Source organism: Mucilaginibacter lutimaris (assembly GCF_042676625.1).
Classification (GTDB): domain Bacteria; phylum Bacteroidota; class Bacteroidia; order Sphingobacteriales; family Sphingobacteriaceae; genus Mucilaginibacter; species Mucilaginibacter lutimaris.
On the sequence record NZ_JBHTIA010000012.1, the window covers coordinates 301337 to 316678 of the forward strand.

Annotated in this window: 15 protein-coding genes; 6 read left to right on the forward strand and 9 right to left on the reverse strand. The window is 42.7% G+C overall.

Translation table 11 applies throughout. The features are described from left to right. Positions 1 to 94 precede the first annotated feature (94 nt). Positions 95 to 1684, reverse strand: coding sequence for a M1 family metallopeptidase (locus ACFQZI_RS16260; protein ID WP_377144308.1), 1590 nt, complete (start codon positions 1682 to 1684; stop codon positions 95 to 97). 58 nt (positions 1685 to 1742) lie between these two features. Beyond that, positions 1743 to 4199, reverse strand: coding sequence for a DUF5916 domain-containing protein (locus ACFQZI_RS16265; RefSeq protein ID WP_377144310.1), 2457 nt, complete (start codon positions 4197 to 4199; stop codon positions 1743 to 1745). Between the two features lie 232 nt (positions 4200 to 4431). Here ACFQZI_RS16265 and ffh point away from each other — a divergent pair, with 232 nt between their 5' ends. The 4 genes from ffh (at position 4432) to ACFQZI_RS16285 (ending at position 7778) form a co-directional block, all read left to right on the forward strand. After that, positions 4432 to 5760, forward strand: coding sequence for a signal recognition particle protein (gene ffh / locus ACFQZI_RS16270; protein ID WP_377144312.1), 1329 nt, complete (start codon positions 4432 to 4434; stop codon positions 5758 to 5760). Between the two features lie 95 nt (positions 5761 to 5855). Beyond that, positions 5856 to 6173, forward strand: a complete 318-nt coding sequence (locus tag ACFQZI_RS16275) for a hypothetical protein (protein ID WP_377144314.1) — start codon at positions 5856 to 5858, stop codon at positions 6171 to 6173. 2 nt (positions 6174 to 6175) lie between these two features. Beyond that, positions 6176 to 6799: an RDD family protein gene (locus ACFQZI_RS16280; RefSeq protein ID WP_377144316.1), complete on the forward strand. Its 624-nt coding sequence runs from the start codon at positions 6176 to 6178 to the stop codon at positions 6797 to 6799. 172 nt (positions 6800 to 6971) lie between these two features. After that, positions 6972 to 7778 (forward strand): energy transducer TonB, encoded by an 807-nt coding sequence (locus ACFQZI_RS16285; protein WP_377144318.1) that lies wholly within the window; start codon positions 6972 to 6974, stop codon positions 7776 to 7778. Between the two features lie 8 nt (positions 7779 to 7786). Here ACFQZI_RS16285 and ACFQZI_RS16290 read toward each other — a convergent pair whose 3' ends face one another. From ACFQZI_RS16290 to ruvX, 7 genes are all read right to left on the reverse strand, one after another. Next, entirely contained in the window at positions 7787 to 8779 is a 993-nt protein-coding gene (locus tag ACFQZI_RS16290) for a DUF3078 domain-containing protein (protein ID WP_377144320.1), read from the reverse strand. Positions 8780 to 8858: 79 nt separating this feature from the next. Next, positions 8859 to 9188 carry a hypothetical protein gene (locus ACFQZI_RS16295; protein WP_377144321.1) on the reverse strand — a complete coding sequence of 110 codons (330 nt, stop codon included), beginning with the start codon at positions 9186 to 9188 and terminating at the stop codon, positions 8859 to 8861. Further along, positions 9167 to 9973, reverse strand: a complete 807-nt coding sequence (locus tag ACFQZI_RS16300; protein ID WP_377144323.1) for a hypothetical protein — start codon at positions 9971 to 9973, stop codon at positions 9167 to 9169. Before ACFQZI_RS16300 ends, ACFQZI_RS16295 begins: the two co-directional genes overlap by 22 nt. Positions 9974 to 9984: 11 nt before the next feature. Beyond that, positions 9985 to 10815 (reverse strand): glucosaminidase domain-containing protein, encoded by an 831-nt coding sequence (locus ACFQZI_RS16305; protein WP_377144325.1) that lies wholly within the window; start codon positions 10813 to 10815, stop codon positions 9985 to 9987. Positions 10816 to 10860: 45 nt separating this feature from the next. After that, entirely contained in the window at positions 10861 to 11412 is a 552-nt protein-coding gene (locus ACFQZI_RS16310; RefSeq protein ID WP_377144326.1) for a glycoside hydrolase family 73 protein, read from the reverse strand. A 2-nt stretch (positions 11413 to 11414) separates the two neighbouring features. After that, positions 11415 to 12053, reverse strand: a complete 639-nt coding sequence (locus tag ACFQZI_RS16315; protein WP_377144328.1) for an O-methyltransferase — start codon at positions 12051 to 12053, stop codon at positions 11415 to 11417. 46 nt (positions 12054 to 12099) lie between these two features. Next, the gene (gene ruvX / locus ACFQZI_RS16320) at positions 12100 to 12510 is read right to left on the reverse strand and encodes a Holliday junction resolvase RuvX (protein ID WP_377144330.1); all 411 of its coding nucleotides are present in this window, start codon (positions 12508 to 12510) and stop codon (positions 12100 to 12102) included. Positions 12511 to 12653: 143 nt separating this feature from the next. On the opposite strand from ruvX, the gene ACFQZI_RS16325 reads away from it, so the two are divergent. Both ACFQZI_RS16325 and ricT read left to right on the forward strand, forming a co-directional pair. Continuing rightward, on the forward strand, positions 12654 to 13799 hold the full coding sequence (locus tag ACFQZI_RS16325; protein WP_377144332.1) for a DNA polymerase III subunit: 1146 nt from the start codon (positions 12654 to 12656) through the stop codon (positions 13797 to 13799). 2 nt (positions 13800 to 13801) lie between these two features. Beyond that, positions 13802 to 15337: a regulatory iron-sulfur-containing complex subunit RicT gene (gene ricT / locus ACFQZI_RS16330; RefSeq protein WP_377144334.1), complete on the forward strand. Its 1536-nt coding sequence runs from the start codon at positions 13802 to 13804 to the stop codon at positions 15335 to 15337. The last annotated feature ends 5 nt before the right edge of the window (positions 15338 to 15342 follow it).

Genomic DNA, 15342 nt, shown 5'->3' on the forward strand with positions numbered 1-15342 from the left:
TTATATAGTGCAAAATTACAAATATCGAAACTAAATTATATTGCGTTTAAGCAGTAATCGCCCTTTAAATATTTAATTCGACTTTGTTTTGATACTAAGGTTTATTGACGGTATCAAATGTAGCCAACAAATTTACATCCGGATCTATCTTGATACGGGGTGTTACAGAGGCTGCCGGTACAGTGATGGTAGTTGAGCTGCCGCTGATATCCGATCTGTACAGCTTGCCGTCAACCGTAAATTCAACTTCGAGTTGATAAGGTTTAGCCTGTAATTGGGTTATGTGAACAGCAAGCGTCTTGTCGGCATCATTATAATTCCATGTAAATTTTAATTGCGGGTGCCCGGCTTCGCGCAGCCATTGGGTAAAAAAGGGTTTAAGGTTTATGCCGCTTACCTTTTCCATTATAACCCGCAGGTCATCGGTATGGGCATTGCTTCCGTTGTATTGTTTATAGTAAGCCTGTACGCCTTTCCAAAAAGCATCGTCGCCAATCTTGCGTCGAAGCATATGTAATACCCAGCCGCCTTTCTGGTACGCGTTGGCGTTAAGCATGCCAATCATTTCGCCCTTATAGGCCGAATCAACTACCGGCGCATTATATTTCTTTTCAAAACCAAATATCAAATCGCGATCGGCAGCAAGCCTGCTTTTTAGGGTATCAACCCCGTAGGTGCCTTCCATATATAAGTTGGTCATGTATGTGGCAAAGCCTTCGCTTAGCCAAACGTGCCACCAGCTTTTTTCGCTAATGGCATCGCCAAACCATTGGTGCGCTATTTCGTGAGCCATCAAAGGCTCTATACCCTGGCTATCGTTAACCGATCTTTCATAGTAAAATATCGCGCCGGCATTTTCCATTCCACCAAAAATTGTTTTTGACTGTACATTAGCCAGCTTTTTATACGGGAATGCACCAATGCGCTTTACAAACCAAGGTAATATTTTTGTTGCTACCGAATAGTTCTTTAATCCCTCCGCCTTATCCTCGTGGAATACGTAACTATATACGGGTGTGCCACCGGGGTTACCCGGGCTATCGGTAGCAAACTCGGCCACACCAATAACCATTACCTTGGTTGGCAGCTGCGCGGTTTCGCTCCAATGCGTCAGCTTTTGATTTGGGGGCACATTTTTTTCGAGTACTTTTAAGCCATTGGCTACTACCTTGTATTTAGCAGGTGCGGTTACCAAAAACTCTACAGAGGCTTTATCGGCAGGGTTATCTATACAGGGCAACCAGTAACGCGCACGTATAGCCCAGTTGTCGCCAAAAAAAGTGCGGTGCTTGTATTGGTTTGTAGATATGATCAACCCATCTGCAGGGACGCCTGCGTAAGTAACATTATATTTATGGATAGTGCCTTTGGCAGCTTTTGTATTTAAAATAAGTTTATCGCTATCCTGCTTAAATTTTACCGGCAGGCTATTTTCTTTAACGGCTATTACCAGCATTCCTTTGCCATCCTTGTTCTTTTTGAAAAGATCAAGAGTTAGTATGGTAGCTGGCTTAACAAATTTAGCTGTTATGGTTGCCTGCCCATCTATTGAGTTATTGGCATCGTTAAGTGTAATGGCAAAGCGGTAATGTTTAATATCAACATTTGCCCCGGGTACCTGGGCATTAACATATAATGCTCCCATTAGTGGCGCAATAAGCAATAGATATATTTTTTTACGCATACGGTAATATTACAAATTTTAGTTTTGTTATTACAGTGGCGCCTTGCTGCAATTACTTTTATCCTTTATGGTGTTTCCTCAGGCTTTGAAAATCGATATAATAAAGCACTTTTAAAGAGAAATTATTGTTTTGTGGCTGGTTAAAGGTGTCATTTAAATTACGCAAATACCCAAAGTAAGCTTGGTTGGTATTGGTAAAAGTAGAGTTCTTCCAGGCCAGGCTAAGTTCGCTGCCTGGCGTAAACTGCCACACGTATATCATATCTACATTCCAGATATTAACGTTTTGGTTATTATCGTGATTAAAATCGGTTGAGGTAAGGGTAGTTAATTCGCCGCCGGGTGCAAGGTTAAAAAATTCCTTATTGTTTAGCTTGCTCCAGTAATGCCTTAATCTTAAGTTTAATCCCATAATGCCGCTGAACGTATATTTCAGGTTGAAGATATTTTCAACCGTGTGCACATTGCGTAGGGCAAAAATCGGCGCGCCGGTAGTGTTATCCATGGTAGAAAACCCCGTGTAATTATTCCGCGGACTAATAGTGATATCCTCGCCGAACGAGAACTTGTTGCTGAGGCGCACATTGTAAAATAATTCCAGATCGTTACCGTGCCCGCCAAAACTATTGTTCACCCAGGTATCAGAATACCAGAACCCGCCAGACAGGGTTTTCGCCCGGTTGGTGCTCAGGTTCCAGTTCAGCATAAAATTTTGCGGGGCATTGTAAACCAGCCCCTGCACACGCGGCTCATAAAAATCTTTGCCGGCAAAGCGGTAATGTCCGTTGATATTTACCTGCCAAAAGTTTTTGAATGTGCCAAAGCCGCCAAAATTTTGATTGAAGTATTGATATGCCGATGGGTTAACCCTGCGCGAGTAATAAGTGTTTGTCCATACGCCCCATTGGGTAAATATGTGTTTTGGTTTGTAGTTATTGTACTGCAGGTTAACGTTATGGTCTAAAAAATTGTTATTAAACAAAATGCCCAGGTCGTTATGATCATATATGGCATCAACCCTGTCCTGATAAACATTCCAGGTAAAATTACCGGACGATTTACCGCCCCCTATTTCGTAATTGAACCCTGTTTGGGTAGGCGTTCCTGCACCATATTTATTACTCATCATGGCATAGCCACTTAGGTTGTAGGTGTTCTTTTTATTGTTAAGGTTCCATACAAACCCGCCCACATCTGCAGAATAATCTTTACCAAAACGATTAACATTGGTATTGATAAATGTAACGGCCGAATTATTCTTCAGGTTCTGGTCAAACACCAGGATGTTGTAGTTAGCCAGCGGGCTTGTTTGCACCTGCCTGCGGTTGCCTTGCTCGTCTTCTATAGTGGCGTAGGCTGTATTGGTTATAGCGTTAAATACGCCTATGCCCAAGCCCTTTGCAGTGCGGCCGGATACCTTTATCGCGTTGATTAGTTTGGTTTCTGTAGGGTTGCTGATTACTTCTTCGCCGGGCTTTAAGTCATTGTAGGCATTATTGTAATTAATAGGCGTACCGCCAACACGGCGAGAGTAAAACAGATTTCCTTTGTTAAACAGCTCGGTTCCCTCGGTAAAAAACGGGCGGTTCTCGTTATACTTCACCTCAAAAGGTGTTAGGTTCAGGATCTTATTGTCTGATTGTACCTGCCCAAAATCGGGTATCAGGGTTAAATCCAGCGTAAAGCTTTCGTTTATGCCATATTTAACATCCATCCCGCCATTAAAGCTGCCTTTTGTGTTGGGCACGCCGGGGGTGTTATATGGGTAGTGGTTTACATAGGTGGACAGATACGGATAAAAAGCCAGGCGTACAGGCGGCTCCAGCTTTTCCAGGCCAGTTAAAATGCCTTCCTGATTGATGAGGCCATTCATTTTGGGGTCAATTTCATTCCACCAGAGCTGCTGCTGTACGTTCTGGCGTTTGCGAATAAGGTTCATACCCCAGGTTTGCACATCCTTTTTTGCAAAACGTAGTGCAGAGTAGGGTATACGCATTTCGCAGGTCCAACCGTGGTCGTCAATTTTTACTTTGCTTGTCCATACGGCATTCCAGTTTGGGTCTTCGGTGTTTCCGTTTGGGTTGGGTGCATACTTGGCATCAAACTGGCTGTTGGCCGATGTTACAAAAAAGCCGCTGCCGTTTATCCCGTCTTTATAGGTGTCAAATATCACCCCAATAAAATCCGCGTTACCCACATTATCGCGGGTGGCAATTTCCCTGGCCACTTTATCTGATGATGTCTCATACATTCGGGCACCAATGTATATGGCCGAATTATCGTAAATGATCTTTACCTCTGTACGCTCCTGAGGTTTTTCATGGTTACCTGCGCTGGGTTGCAATTCAACAAAATCGGTTGCTATGGGTACGTTTTGCCAAATGGCATCGTCGAGGGCGCCATCCATTTTAGGTGGAGTGATTGTTTTAACCGCAACCAGAGTTTTCTTTTCTTTTTGTGCAAACGCGGTGAGGGTTACAGCAGATAATAATAGGGCAAGTAAAAAAACTTTCATTCAGTTGGTTAATAGTATCTATAAGATGTGCTAAATTGTAGAAACGTTACAAGGTTAAATGTTAAATGTTGGTTAATGAGTGTTAAAGTTTGGTAATGAATAATTTGCAGAGCGATATTTATTTTAACGAGGGTAATGTGCAGGTTATAAAATTTGCCGCCTCATTTTCAGATATATTATCCAAATCGCTTCAAAATCTTACCTTTGTGTCCTCAAAAATTAGGAATAAGTAATGTTTGAAAATTTATCGGATAAACTCGACAGGGCGTTTAAAGTCCTGAAGGGCCAGGGATCAATTACAGAGATAAACGTGGCCGAAACCATGAAAGAGATTCGTAAAGCTCTTTTGGATGCCGACGTTAACTATAAAACCGCCAAAACCTTTACAGATGATGTAAGGACCAAGGCGTTGGGCGAAAACGTACTTACATCCATTTCGCCGGGCCAGCTTTTAACCAAGCTGATGAACGATGAGCTTACGGCCTTAATGGGCGGTTCTACAGCCGAGCTTGAGCTTAAAGCATCGCCAACTATTATATTAATAGCCGGCTTGAACGGTGCGGGTAAAACAACCTTTACCGGTAAGCTTGCTAACTACCTAAAAACGCAAAAAGGCAAAAAGCCATTATTGGTTGCCGATGATATTTACCGCCCGGCGGCTATCACGCAGCTACAGGTATTGGGCGAGCAAATAGGTATACCGGTTTACGCCAACCCGGAGTCTAAAGACCCTATTGCCATTGCGCGCGACGGTATAGCCCAGGCTAAGCAAAACGGTAATAATGTTGTTATTATTGATACCGCGGGCCGCCTGTCTATAGATGAGGCCATGATGGTGGAGATAGAGCAGGTTAAGGCCGCAGTTAACCCCCACGAGATACTGTTTGTGGTTGATGCCATGACCGGGCAAGATGCCGTGAACACCGCCAAGGTGTTTAACGACCGCCTTGACTTTACCGGCGTTGTATTAACCAAATTAGATGGTGATACCCGCGGTGGTGCCGCCCTATCAATTAAATCGGTTGTTAGCAAACCTATTAAGTTTATTGGTACGGGAGAAAAAATGGAAGCGCTTGACGTTTTCCATCCCGACCGCATGGCATCCCGCATATTGGGCATGGGCGACGTAGTTTCGTTGGTTGAGCGCGCACAACAACAGTTTGACGAGAAAGAAGCTGCCGAATTACAGAAGAAGATCCGCAAAAACAAATTCGACTTTAACGATTTTTACAGCCAGATACAGCAGATCAAAAAAATGGGTAACATGAAAGACCTGATGGGCATGATACCGGGGGTTGGCAAAATGATGAAGGATGTGGAGGTAAGCGATGATGCTTTTAAAGGTATCGAAGCTATTATTAACTCCATGACGCCGAAAGAAAAGGAAAACCCGGATCTAATAAATCCAAGTCGCCGCAACCGCATTGCAAAAGGATCGGGTACAGACATTCAGGAGGTTAATCGCCTGATGAAACAGTTCGACGATATGCGCAAGGTGATGAAACAAATGAGTAACCCCGCCGCCATGGCCAACATGATGCGTAGAATGCCGAAGATGTAAGTTCTCTTTCGCAATAAAAAAACAGAAAGCCCCCTATAAACTGGTGGCTTTTTTTATATTCAATAAATTATTATTGAATCCTAAATTCGCAATCTATGTTTAATAAGCCGCTTTCTACCAAACAAATCACCGCCCTTTCGTTCGTAATTTCGCTATTGGCGATAGTTACATCGTTTGTAAACTACGGCGAGAGCGAATACATCGGTTGGCCCAAGCGCTTGCTTCGCCCTTTTTATTTTGAATGGCCGGGTGGTGAAAATACCCTTCTAAACGGCACCTTTAATATTTTTCATTTCCAGTTGTTTTTTGCAGCCCTGTTTTTTATTGGCGCAATGCAGTACGCAACGTCAAAACAAAAGCATTCACGTTTGCTACGATTCGGATTTTCACTTGTATTGCTGCAAGTTCGTTAAACGTGCTTTTTTCTATATTAAACATTGTGGTGTTGCGCCAGATAGAATATCCAAATGTTAAATCTGTAATGGTATCCCTGCTTTTTTTGACTGTAGATGTCCTTTATTTTTATATCTCTTTACGAGTCCTAAACCATTTTAATAATATTATTAAAATACAGGTTGTGGCATACGGCAGCGATGAAACCTACGGCACCTATATTGTAGCCGCAAATAAATGGCAGCGGGCCCTAAATAAAATTTTGGACGGATATATTGGCCTGCTTGCATTTACACCGTTTATACAGGGACTAATACATTTGAAAAAATCAAACGCTTTTATTATGTCGCTACAGGAGGCCTGCGGCGAGCGTGTGGCTTTTTATCTGTTTGTGGTGTGTTATTCGATTATATATTATCTTATAGTGGAAGGGTTTTTAGGAGCCAGCCCTGCAAAATATATAACAGGTACACGAGTAGCTGCCGACGATGATCAAAGTCCCTCATTCGGTCGAATTTTTCGTCGTACCTTATTACGGATAGTACCATTAGAGTTCGTTACCTTCTTGGTATCAACCGGCTGGCACGATTTATATTCAGGTACGGTTGTGGCTAAAGAAGAAAGTACGCAAGAAGAACTTGTATAACCGCGATAGTTTAAGGAATACACATTGCCAGCACACTCATATTACGAAGCTTATACAATATCTCCCACACCAAGCCCCATTAGCTTGTGCGCTAACCACAAAATTAAAAGAGAACGCCCCGATGATAGTTGGGGCGTTTTTTGTTTCCTGTATTTTCGATTATATTTATTGAATGAAGCGCCTGCTTTTTTCACTTGTAGTATTTACCACACTTGCCGGTAATGCACAAACCAAAAAGGTTACCCATTCTGATTTTAAAACATCTTTCAAAGAAGTTTATTACGCTTTAAAATCGAATGATAAAATTCGTGAAGGAGAATATAAGGCTTATAACACCGTTGCCTCATCTTCGTCACTACTGGTGCAAGGATATTATCATGAAAATCAAAAAGACAGTGTCTGGACATATTATTCTGCAAGCAAAGTAGTTGCACAAGGTCAATATAAAGACGGAAAAAAGGTTGGTGTGTGGATAGGATACACGCGGGGATTTTCACGCCTTGAATACAATTTCGATACTAACGAATTAGCTAACTATGTACCGACAATGCTGGATTCGGCTCAACAATTTAACGTTATTAAACCGGCTGGGTTAGATACGGTTTTAGACCGGGCTCCAATTTACATCAATGGAATAGCTACACTAAATCGCGTTATACAGGAAACTATACGCTATCTATCTCTTGCGCTAAGTGAACGTAAACAAGGTGAGGTAATTGTTACATTCACGATTGACGAAAATGGCTCTCCTGGCAATTACACTGTTAAAAAGAAAGTGGGTTTTGGTATGGACGACGCCGCATTAAACGCTGTTCAAAAGGTTAATGGGGAATGGGTGCCAGCGGTAATAAAGGGGAAACGCGTGGCTGTGGAATGTGAAATACCGATATTATTTGCTATGTCTACCGGCGAAACGATTTACGCACGAGCCAATCAAATTGTTATTTTGGTGATGGGCATTACAAGCGTTAAATATTAGTAACATCATCATGGAAACTTATACAGCACACCTAAAGCCAGTCCCTCTGTTGCCTGTATGCCCGATGTAGATTTTTTATCGTAAAGCAATGTTCCGTTAATAGACACATTAATAAGGCGGTTTACCTTAGCTGCCAGTATCGCGTCGATACGGTGGCGGGTAAAGCTCAGATCCTCTCCGTAGGGAACAAACATATCATAACGGGCGTTAAGGTGCATGTTTTTGGCGATATCCTTATCAAAAATAGCTACCATCTGGAATGCTATATCTGTACGGATGCTTTTCCCTTTTTTTACCCCGTATAATTCGTCCTGCCCTTCGGCAAGGCTGTTAAATACTTTATCATCCAATACAAAGGTTTGCCTGGCTGTACCGGTACCCAAACGTAGGTCGAAATAGCTTGTTGGTTTGTATTCAAAACCTATCGACTCTGTTAAATAGCCCGGCGCCATAAAGTTAGAGATCAATATCGGGGGGTTAACATTATTGCCATCATACTGGTAACCCTTATCAAATTGCGACTCGAGTGTTAACGACCCAAAGAAGAACCAGTGCTTGGACATCTGCGTAGCAATCTTGTTATCAAAAAAGATCCTGTCGTTGCTCTTGCGCGATGACTGGCCCTTGTTTTTTGATTTACCGTATAACAGGTTCAATTCTGATGTATAGCTGAATGGCGCTTTATTATAAACAACCCTATAGATAAAATTAGACGTTAAAGCTACCGATGTTACACCACCGGCTGCATAGTTATCGCTAAAAGCGGCCTGGCTAAAGTTGAGGCCAAAGGTTATGTATTTTCGCCAGTAGCTTACCTTATAATCAAGCATGGTAACCGGTATTAACTCCTCCTTTATTTGTATGGGGGTTGCGGGTACCGGTATGGCATTTTTTTTTGTTTGAATGCGGTATTTGTTGAGGATCGCGGTATCAATTTTTACCGTATCTCTCTTTACGGTATCGGTAGTTTGCGCGTTTGCGCTAAGCGCCGCTGTAAACATCAGTAGGGAGAATAGTCTGGTACCGGTTTTCAACATAGCCACAAATAAAATGTAAAATTCTGTTATTTCGATGGTTTAATTAAAAATAGCTCGCCCAGGCAAACCATTTACGGTGCTTAAGATATAGCATCGCTTGCTCTTTAGCATAGGCCTCCCGCTCAAAAACTATGTTGAGATAAGCTTTATTATGTTGGTGATATATAGCAAGGTTAACCAGGTAATTTAACAGGTACAAAATGTAAAATGGCAAAACCAGCAACTCTGCCTGCTGCCGCAGGTGTATTCGCTCGTGGTTTATTACAACAGCATTATTCAACAGCTCTTTTTTATTTACAAGAATAAACGGGTACAAGGCCATACCGGTAACCTTTAAAAAAGGCACAACAATTATTTGGTATCGGGCTCCCATGTAACAGGTGGTAAAGGTGCAAGTTCATATGCATTGGGGCGGCGCTGGTACCTTTTCAAATTTTTGCGGATGTAATCAATAAATTCATAATCGCTTGCTGTGGTAACTAAGTAATAGCCCGGGCGGTACTTATGCATAAAGTCGGTAAGTTTGGGTTCTTCCAGGTGGGTTATACCCTGCACAAATGCTTTGTTAAAACGATAATCAATAACATTCTGCCGGTATTCGGCATCAATAATTCCCCGTAATTTCTCGGCATTTTGCCCGCTTTTGCTAAAAGCATTATACAATGCATCTATACTAAACCCTATACCACCAGAACCAACGTTTAACAGATCGGGGTTGTACCGTGAGCCGTAGATCTTACTATACTCACTTTGGGTATTGGCCAGCCGCCTTTGCGGGCTTAAAAAACTATCCCTGATGGTTACCTCGCGCAGTGCAATGGCATTTGGCTTTAAATAAATTGCCAGGGCTGTATAATTCTTTATTTTAATGGTATCGCTATAATGGTCGGGTTTAGAAAATACTAAAATATCTCCCGGCCGGGCATCCACACTAAATTCGCCTTTAAAATTATTATAAACCGCTTTTCCAGAGTTTACATTAAGCACATTTACCCTTGCCAGCCTTGCCTTGCTATCTTTATCAAACACAATACCGCTTACCTCTTTGGTTTGTGCAAAGGTATTAACGTATAAAAAGCTTAATAAAAGGGCCGGCCAAAACTTCATTACAAAGTTTAAAGCTACACGTTTGGGGAGGGATAATTTATACTTTAACAATCTTTAACACACTATTTCACTACAACAAGCTTTTGCCCAAGCTTAATACCATAGTCAGATAACTTGTTCAGCGCTTTCAATTCATCAACGGTTATACCAAAACGTTTAGAGATGTTGTATAGTGTATCACCTTGTTTTACAGTGTATATTTTATCGTCGGGTGCTGTTTTGGTAATACTATCCTGCTGTGGCTGATTTATGGATTGATTGATCTCGCCCAGCACACGGTCTTCACGCTTAATTTTGGCAAGTTCCCCTTCAGGGCGGTCATATTGGTCAAGCTGGTACTTAGTAATAATATTTAACAGCAACTGGGGGTACTTAGGGTTTGTTGCATACCCGCAGGCCTTAAGGCCATACGCCCATCCTCTAAAATCGTTCTTGTCTAATTCAAAAAGCCGCGCGTAATTTTTCTTCTTCAAAAATTCGGAATGGTCTCTAAAAGACTCTTCGGGGTTGTTGTAAACTCTAAAACAGTCGTTTACATTATCATCATCCTTGTAGTAGCTCTCTCCTGCCCAGGTGCTGCCGCATTTTATGCCGAAATGGTTGTTGGCTATAACTGCCAGGTCGCTGTTGCCGCTGCCGCTCTCAAACAGGCCTTGTGCAAGGGTAATACTTGCGGGTATACCATAAGTATTCATTTCTTGTATGGCAATGGCCTTAAAGCGCTCAATATATTCAAGCGAGGTATAATCACGGTGCCCGGTAATGGATGCCCGGTTACGTTTCTGGATGGTTTTGTTATTTTTAGACGCTTTACTGCTGCTAACTACGCTCTTATGGGCCGAGCATGAAGTAAATAACAATACCGCAATTAATAATGTATATATTCTACGCATGTAGTTTTAGCTTTTAGCCCAAACTTAAGGTTAAAAATATAATTATTACTGGTTATTAGCTATTTCTCTTTTTGTACTGTCTGCTACAGCATCGTCATCAAAATCGTTAAGGTCGTATTTATTAATGATACCTAAAACCTGGGCCGACCATTTTCTGCTGCTTGCATAACCACTGCGCTGTATGCCTTTAGCCCAACCCTTATAATCGGTAGTAGAAAACTTTTCCAAAAGGTGGCTAAATTGCTTACGCTCGGTCATGATGCGGGCAAAATCCTTGAACGAATCCATAACGCTGTCGTATCTTTTGTAAGACGATCTTACTTTTTTGTTGCCTTTATAGTACACAGCGCCACCGCCGCCTTTAACACCAAACTGGTTGTTTAAATTCTTAGCTATAGCACTTTTTCCGCTTGCGCTCTCGTGCATGGCCACGCCTAAAATGATACTTGCCGGTACGCCGGTTTCATGCATTATACGAATGGCATTATCTTTGAACTTCTGTATATAAGATTGTGCTGCGCTTTGGGCTAATGCTGCTGATGTTGAGGCAAAGAATGCCGAAACTGAAAGAAGTGTAATAGTTAAGAGTTTCTTCATAATTATTTTTTTCTGATGATCAATAGGCCATCACGCACGGGCAGTATAAATTTCTCGACCTGTGTGTTAACAGCTATCTGTTCATTTAGTTTGCGGATATTCTCAGTATCGGCATCTTTTTCGGTGCCAAACACCTTTCCTTTCCACAAAACGTTATCAATTATTATTAAGCCTCCTGGCCTTACTTTATCAATTATTAACTCAAAGTACTTAAAATTATTTCGTTTGTCCGCGTCAATAAATACCAAATCAAATATAGTATCCTCAAAATCAGCTATTATAGCCTCTGCAGGCCCAATATGAAGCTTAATTTTTTTATCCACATTTGTTGACGCAAAGTGTGAATTAAGCATTTCTTCAAACTCTCCGTTAACTTCAATGGTATGTAAAATGCCTCCTTCGGCCAATCCTTCAGCCAAACAAATAGCCGAGTAACCGGTAAAAGTTCCTATTTCTAAAATAAGCTTTGGTTGTATCATTTTGCTGAGCATACTCAGCACACGGCCCTGGTAATGGCCAGATAGCATGTGCGGTTTAAGCACCTTCAGGTAAGTATCCCGGTTTATTTTTTGCAACGCCTCGGGTTCCGGGTCGCAATGGTTATCAAGGTAAGCCTGTAAGGCCGGATCAAGGATTTCCATGCCGCAAATGTACGGAATTAATTTATAAGGCGATTTCTAGCTTATTTTAGAAGCTCTTACTCATCCAGCTTTGCAAAAGTATCACTGCCGATATCGTATCTACCAATTCCTTGTTTTGCCTCGCCTTTTTGCCCATGCCGCTTTGGGCAATGGTTGCCGATGCCATTTTTGAGGTAAAGCGCTCGTCAAACATTTCTACCGGTATCTCGGGGAAGTTTTTTTTCAGCAGGTTGGCAAAGCCCTTTACATGCATGGCCGATTGCGAAGGTGTATTATCCATCTGCTTAGGTTCGCCAAGCACAAAGCGCTCTACAGTTTCAGTCTGCAGATACTTTTTTAGAAAATCTATGATCTTTAGCGGGTGTATCGTATCAAGCCCTGTCGCTATGATCTGCATCGGGTCGGTAACGGCAATGCCAATACGCTTTGTACCGTAGTCAAAAGCCATTATTCTCATAGCTTCGCAGATTTGAGATGTGAGGTATGAGATGTGAGAACTTTTATCATTTCAACATTAAAACTTCTCAAATATACAGCAAACCCGCTGGTGTCTCAAATCTCATATCCCAAATCTCATTTCTAATTTTTACCTTGCACCAAATGCAGTTTAAGGATATTATAGGGCAGGAGGCAATTAAGCAACGGTTGATCAAATCGGTAAACGAGAACAGGGTAAGCCACGCGCAACTGTTTTTAGGGCCCGAAGGGGCGGGTGGTTTGGCATTAGCGGTTGCATACGCGCAGTATTTATCGTGCGAGGATAAGCAGCCCATTGATTCTTGCGGGGAATGTTCGTCGTGCCGTAAGTATCAAAAATTAATGCACCCCGATCTGCATTTTTCTTACCCCTTTTTCGCGAAGCATAAAGATGATACCGCCCTTACTTTTATTGAGCAATGGCGCGATGCTTTCACAGCACAGCCTTACCTAAGCCTTGATATTTGGCGTGGTTATTTAGAAGCCGAGAACAAACAGGCTAATATCAATATTGCTGAATGCCATCAAATCATCAAAAAACTAAGCTTTAAGCCATTTGAATCTGCATACAAGATACTTATACTTTGGTTGCCCGAGTATTTAGATAAAGAGGGTAATGCCCTGCTCAAAATGATAGAAGAACCACAGCCCAATACGCTGTTCATCCTTGTTGCCCAAAACCAGGACCAGATACTGAACACTATTTTATCGCGAACGCAGCTCATTAAAATACCTTGTTTAGATTATGAGGATATTAAGAGCGAGTTGATGACCAGGCATCACCAAACAGAAACCGCTGCATCGCAAATAGCCTATTTAAGTAATGGCAACATGACCGAGGCTTTGGCCATGTTGCAACACGATACTAAAAGTTACCACGAGCTATTTGTGCAATGGCTGCGCTTATGCTTTGGCAATAAGGTGCCCGATATATTAAGTTTTGTTGACCAAATGGCCAAAATGGGCCGAGAGAACCAAAAAAATTTTTTACGTTACGGCACAAGTTTTATCAGGGAATGTACGCTGCTGCGTGCCGGTGCCCAACGCATTGTAAAGCTGCCTGAACAGGAAATGGAAACGGCTAAAAAAATGTCAGCGGTGATCAATAATGCCCAGTCACAAGCCATAATAACCGAGCTGGAAAAGGCTCATTATCATATAGAACGTAATGCTAACCCTAAAATCTTGTTTTTAGACGTATCTTTACAAATTATAAAAGTTTTAAATTTGAAAACTGTCCCTGCGGGGAATCATTATATACCGAATTAATTATGGGATGCGGAAGTTGCTCAACAGGCGGCGGTTGTTCGCCTGCAGGCTGCAAAAGTAATGGCTCTTGCCTTACAAATGGTTGCAGCAAATTAGATGTACACGATTGGCTATCGCACATGGATATGCCAACTAACTATAAGCCTTACTCAATTGTCGAAGTAAAATTTAAAGGATCGCGTAAGGAGTTTTATCATAATAACGATAACATTTACCTGGAAGCCGGCGATCTGGTTGCCGTAGAAACCACTACGGGGGGGTATGATATTGGCCACGTTTCTATCACCGGTGAACTGGTGCGTATGCAAATGACCAAGCGCCACGTAAAAGAAGCCGATGTAGTAAAAAAGATTTACCGCCGTGCTACCGTTGCCGATGTTGATAAATGGAAACTTGCCAAGGATATGGAATGGGAAACCATGCATAAATCGCGCACGCTGGCATTGGAGCTAAACTTATCTATGAAGATAAGCGATGTAGATTACCAGGGCGATAAAACAAAGGCTACCTTTTATTATACCGCGGAAGGCCGCGTAGATTTTAGGGAGCTGATCAAAAAAATGGCGGAGAGTTTCCGCATCCGCATCGAAATGCGCCAGATTGGTATGCGCCAGGAAGCAAGCCGCCTTGGTGGCATTGGCTCCTGTGGGCGCGAGCTATGCTGCAGCACCTGGTTAACCGATTTTAAAACCGTTTCTACCGCTGCGGCGCGTTACCAAAACTTATCATTAAACACGCTTAAACTTGCCGGCCAATGCGGCAAACTAAAGTGCTGTTTAAATTATGAGTTGGATACTTATATGGATGCGCTGAAACACATCCCCGATAATGTAAACATACTTAGGACTGAAAAAGGTGACGCCAGACTACAAAAAACCGACATTTTCAAAAAGATAATGTGGTTTAGTTACCCACGCGAAGAAGCCTGGGTACCTATGCCTATTGCTAAGGTTAAAGAAATTCAACAGCAAAACCGCGAGGGCATTATCCCCGCCGATCTGGGAGAAATGGTTGAGGTTGAGAATACACCGGCAAAAGCCCTGGATTACGAAAATGTTGTTGGCCAGGATAGCTTAACCCGCCTGGACGATCGCCGTAACCAAAACCGCAACAAGAATAATAATAATAATGGCCGTAACCGCAACCGCCAGGGCGACGGGCGACGCGATGGCCAGCAGGCAGGCGAGAAACGGGCGGAGGGCAATCGCCCGCAAGGCAACAGGCCCGAGGGGCAAAGGACTGAAAATAATAAGCCGCAAGGCAACCGCCAGCAACCCCAACAGGGTGGTAACAAGCCCGAAGGGCAACCAAGGCCCGATGCCGCAAATCGCCAGCAGGGTAACAGGCCCCAGGGCAACCGCCAGCAGCATCAGCAAGGAGGCAACCGCCTTGATGGGCAACAAACCGGCGGACAAAGGGCTGAAGGCGAGAACAGGCCACAGGGTAACCGCAACAACAGGCGCAACCGCCCAAGGCCAAATAACCCAAACAACAACCAACCACGCACCAATAACCCGGGCGGCGGCAGTGCAGAATAAATGAA

Excerpts from the sequence above, each read along its gene's own strand:
- ACFQZI_RS16260 (WP_377144308.1), bottom strand. The coding sequence starts at position 1,684 with ATGCGTAAAAAAATATATCTATTGCTTATTGCGCCACTAATGGGAGCA.
- ACFQZI_RS16265 (WP_377144310.1), bottom strand. The coding sequence starts at position 4,199 with ATGAAAGTTTTTTTACTTGCCCTATTATTATCTGCTGTAACCCTCACC.
- ffh (WP_377144312.1), top strand. The coding sequence starts at position 4,432 with ATGTTTGAAAATTTATCGGATAAACTCGACAGGGCGTTTAAAGTCCTG.
- ACFQZI_RS16275 (WP_377144314.1), top strand. The coding sequence starts at position 5,856 with ATGTTTAATAAGCCGCTTTCTACCAAACAAATCACCGCCCTTTCGTTC.
- ACFQZI_RS16285 (WP_377144318.1), top strand. The coding sequence starts at position 6,972 with ATGAAGCGCCTGCTTTTTTCACTTGTAGTATTTACCACACTTGCCGGT.
- ACFQZI_RS16290 (WP_377144320.1), bottom strand. The coding sequence starts at position 8,779 with ATGTTTACAGCGGCGCTTAGCGCAAACGCGCAAACTACCGATACCGTA.
- ACFQZI_RS16295 (WP_377144321.1), bottom strand. The coding sequence starts at position 9,188 with ATGGGAGCCCGATACCAAATAATTGTTGTGCCTTTTTTAAAGGTTACC.
- ACFQZI_RS16305 (WP_377144325.1), bottom strand. The coding sequence starts at position 10,815 with ATGCGTAGAATATATACATTATTAATTGCGGTATTGTTATTTACTTCA.
- ACFQZI_RS16310 (WP_377144326.1), bottom strand. The coding sequence starts at position 11,412 with ATGAAGAAACTCTTAACTATTACACTTCTTTCAGTTTCGGCATTCTTT.
- ACFQZI_RS16315 (WP_377144328.1), bottom strand. The coding sequence starts at position 12,053 with ATGGAAATCCTTGATCCGGCCTTACAGGCTTACCTTGATAACCATTGC.
- ruvX (WP_377144330.1), bottom strand. The coding sequence starts at position 12,510 with ATGAGAATAATGGCTTTTGACTACGGTACAAAGCGTATTGGCATTGCC.
- ACFQZI_RS16325 (WP_377144332.1), top strand. The coding sequence starts at position 12,654 with ATGCAGTTTAAGGATATTATAGGGCAGGAGGCAATTAAGCAACGGTTG.
- ricT (WP_377144334.1), top strand. The coding sequence starts at position 13,802 with ATGGGATGCGGAAGTTGCTCAACAGGCGGCGGTTGTTCGCCTGCAGGC.